The organism is Corynebacterium sp. UMB8791, from assembly GCF_054166365.1.
This window is the reverse complement of sequence record NZ_JBSZCG010000150.1, coordinates 1-3,454: the sequence shown is the minus strand read 5'-3', so window position 1 is coordinate 3,454 and position 3,454 is coordinate 1. Positions and strand designations below refer to the sequence as shown.

3 protein-coding genes and 1 pseudogene are annotated in these 3,454 nt (G+C 59.3%); 2 read left to right on the top strand and 2 right to left on the bottom strand.

Annotated features, from left to right (window positions below; translation table 11 throughout):
- Positions 1–24: 24 nt before the first annotated feature.
- Positions 25–873: pseudogene (gene glgA, locus ACXIUA_RS10510) on the bottom strand (glycogen synthase); the annotation flags it as partial.
- A 107-nt stretch (positions 874–980) separates the two neighbouring features.
- On the opposite strand from glgA, the gene ACXIUA_RS10505 reads away from it, so the two are divergent.
- Together ACXIUA_RS10505 and ACXIUA_RS10500 are read left to right on the top strand one after the other, a co-directional pair.
- Positions 981–1,148, top strand: coding sequence for a DUF3117 domain-containing protein (locus tag ACXIUA_RS10505; RefSeq protein ID WP_070362681.1), 168 nt, complete (start codon positions 981–983; stop codon positions 1,146–1,148).
- 32 nt (positions 1,149–1,180) lie between these two features.
- Positions 1,181–2,044, top strand: coding sequence for a methyltransferase domain-containing protein (locus ACXIUA_RS10500; protein WP_457976798.1), 864 nt, complete (start codon positions 1,181–1,183; stop codon positions 2,042–2,044).
- Between the two features lie 21 nt (positions 2,045–2,065).
- Here the strand turns inward: ACXIUA_RS10500 and ACXIUA_RS10495 are convergent.
- Positions 2,066–3,454, bottom strand: a 1,389-nt coding sequence (locus tag ACXIUA_RS10495; RefSeq protein ID WP_070479446.1) for a GH32 C-terminal domain-containing protein, incomplete at its 5' end; no start/stop codon positions are given.

Sequence of the window (3,454 nt, the reverse complement as noted above, 5' to 3'; positions counted from 1 at the left end):
CGTTAAGTGGTGTTCACCCCTGCGTTATTTCGTGAGTTGTTCATAAATCTTGACGGTGTCTTGCGCAATTGTCTTCCACGAGAAGTCATTGCGGGCGCGCGTCAGGCCAGCTTGGCCCAGCCTTCGGGAGAGATCCTTGTCACCAGCCACCTGGTTGACTGCCTCGGCGAGATTGCGCTCGAAGGCTTCCGGCTGCGTTTTGTCGTAGTCAACGAGCACACCCGTCTCACCATCCACGACGACCTCCGGGATGCCACCCACGCGAGATGCCACAACAGCGGTTTCGCATGCCATGGCCTCCAAGTTCACGATGCCAAGCGGCTCGTAGATTGACGGGCACACAAAGACGTCGGCTGCGGAGTAGACCTCGCGGATCTTTTCTGCTGGCAACATGTCCTGTACCCAGGACACGCCATCGCGCTCAGATTGCAGCTTTTCGACGAGCCCCTTCGTCTCTGCGGCGATCTCCGGTGTATCAGGCGCACCTGCGCACAGCACGAGCTGGACGTCTTCCTCAAAGTGCGACGCCGCCTTGAGGAGGTGCGCGACGCCCTTTTGGCGCGTGATTCGACCGACGAACGCGACGATCGGCTTCGCCGGGTCTACACCGAGGTCTGTCAGGACGGTCCCCTCGGTGGGATACCACTTTGCCGGATCGATGCCGTTGAGTACGACGTGAATCTTGTCCGCCGGGATGCTCGGGTACGCACGAAGGATGGCTTCTTTCATACCCGCGGAAACGGCAATGACTGCGTCCGCATTCTCGAAAGCGTTCTTCTCGCTCCACGAGGAAACGTTGTAGCCACCGCCGAGCTGCTCGCGCTTCCAAGGGCGGTCAGGCTCGAGAGAGTGCGCAGTGACAACGTGCGGAATGCTTACCGCACTCGGTGAAAAGTACGGCTTTGCTCCGACTATCAGTCAGCTAACCGAAAACAGCGTAGTATTGGATACAAACGTTTTGACTGAAGGAGAAGCGACAGATGGCAGCAATGAAGCCGCGCACCGGTAATGGACCAATGGAAGCCGCAGAAGAAAGCCGGAAGATTGTCATGAGAATTCCGTCCGACGGGGGCGGCCGCCTGGTCATCGAGATGAGCAAGGAAGAGGCAACTGAGCTCGGAAATCTGCTGATCGAAGCCGTAGGATAAGAATTCTCTAAACTTAAGGTAATATATCCAGCATGCTCAAAGACATAATTGATGTGCTGGCAGATCCCATAGACCTTACTCCTCTTCGTGGTGAAGAGGAGTTTTCACGCCTCGTTTCCGAAAGCGGGCACTCGTACGATGTAGCGAAGCAGGGCTACGTTACACTGGCGAGCGGAAAAGGTCTGCAACATGTCGGTGACTCGTTGGAGATGGTCCTCTCCCGCGAGTCATTTTTGTCGCAAGGGCACTTCGCCCCGTTCGTTGAAGCGATGACGGAGCACGTAGAACACGTGCTTGACCTCAGCGCGCCTGAGGAAGACCACCCGGCGATCCTCGAGGTTGGCGCGGGGACCGGCTACTACCTGTCGCACACCCTGGACTCCGTGGTTGGCGCGCGCGGCGTCGGACTTGATATCTCGGTTCCAGCTGCGAAGTATCTTGCAAAGGCACATCCGCGAATCGGCTCGATTGTGGCCGATGTGTGGCAACAGCTTCCAATTGCGACCGGGAGCATCCACGCGATTACCGTGGTGTTTGCCCCGCGTAACCCAGCAGAATTCGCTCGCGTGCTTGCGGATGACGGCCAGGTTGTAGCGCTCATTGCGGATCAAGGCCACCTCGATGAGCTGCGTGAACCCCTCGGTATCTTAGGCGTCGAGCCCGGCAAGCTGGACCGCCTCGTCGAGCAGTCAGAGGGCCACCTGGAGCTGGCCGAAGACCCAAAGGAACTGGTCTTCCCGATGCGCTTGGACCGCGAATCTATCGCGGCCCAGGTCGGAATGAGCCCATCCGCCCGCCACATTGAGCGGGGCGAGTTGGCGCGTCGTCTTGACGCCCTGCCGGATCACATGACCGTGACCGCGCACGCACAGCTCGTGCGCCTGCGCAAGGCGTAAGACGTTCCGCTCAGGAAGCACCTAGCGGCTACGACGCCACTCGTTCAAGATGCTGGCGTCGCCCTTTGCGCGGGAGCGGATGCCGATGCATCCGTTCTCCGGCCAAATGCGTGAGGACATCACTACTGCACCGCCGTCGGCATAGACCTCGAGCGTCGAACCGTCCACGATAACCGTGATGGTATCTTCCTCGTCCTCGCCGATTTCGGCTTCCGCAACTTGGCCATCGAATCGATCGACGGTGAGCTTGTCGCCAGCATGGGTGACCCGAGCTGCGACCTCACCATTACCGTCGACAATCTCAGCGACGACACTGCCACCTGCGGAGATCTCGCATAGTGCAGTCCACAAATGGGCGCCGCGCGTCGTGCTCACCGCCTCGGGGAGCCCTGGCGCAGGTACCTGGTACAGGTGGCCATCCTGGAGTGTGACATAGCGTGGCAGTGTGAGCGTATTTGCCCAGCCTTCGGTTTCCCAGTTCGGCTCTTTTGTCGGGGACCCTTGGCGGCCAGAGGGCGTCATAAAGCCAAAGAGATAGGTGCCTTGGTAGCGCTGCGCCGGGTCCATCGCAACCGGGAGGTAGTTGGTGTTGCGGGGGCGAGTGAAATCGTGCCCGAAATCGAGCGCCTGTGCAGGTGTGGTTACCCGGAACGTGTTGTTCTCCAGCTTGCCGATGATGTAGGCCGAACGGTCTTTGCCACCGCGCTCAAGCGTGAAGAAGAAGACGTCGTAGATCTTGGAATCAACTTCATCGCGGAGCCTGCAAATACGTGGCGCTACCAGCGTCTCATCGAGGTCGATTCCGGGGTCGCCATCAAAAGTGAGAGGTCCTTCGAAGCGCCACTCAACGCCATCGATAGAGCGAAGCACGACTGGCTTCGGCGTATCGACGCTGCCCGTGATCGCCAGCATGAGCCAGCCATCGTGCTCCTCGCGCTCGTCATCTTTCCAGTCAGGAACGACGCAGGGCGAGCGGAAGTTGTTGTACTCAGGCGTGTCCTCGACGATATCGCCAAGTCGCTGCACGCCAGGTGTGGCGTTTGTATCTTCGAGGAGTTCATCGCACAGCCCTTCCAGCTCAGGCGCGTGGGCGAGCTGGATGGTGTTGCCAGCAGCAGTTGCTGAAGTGAAATACAGGTAGATGCCTTCCGGCGCACCAATTACGGCACCTGCTCGAACCGCGGATTCGCCACCGGCGGGGACAATGGCATCGTTGCATTCGACCCAGCTAAACGGGTCGCCGTCGCTGACGTTGTGGCCCCAGCGGCTCGGGGCTTCGGGTGTGGGGCGGTATTGGTAGAAAATATGCCAATTGTTTTCTCCTTCGCGCCCGTCGAAAATGACACCAGCTGGCCCCTCGAGGATGCCACTGTCTGCGGTGACGTGAAGTTCTGGTCGGAAAGTACTCAT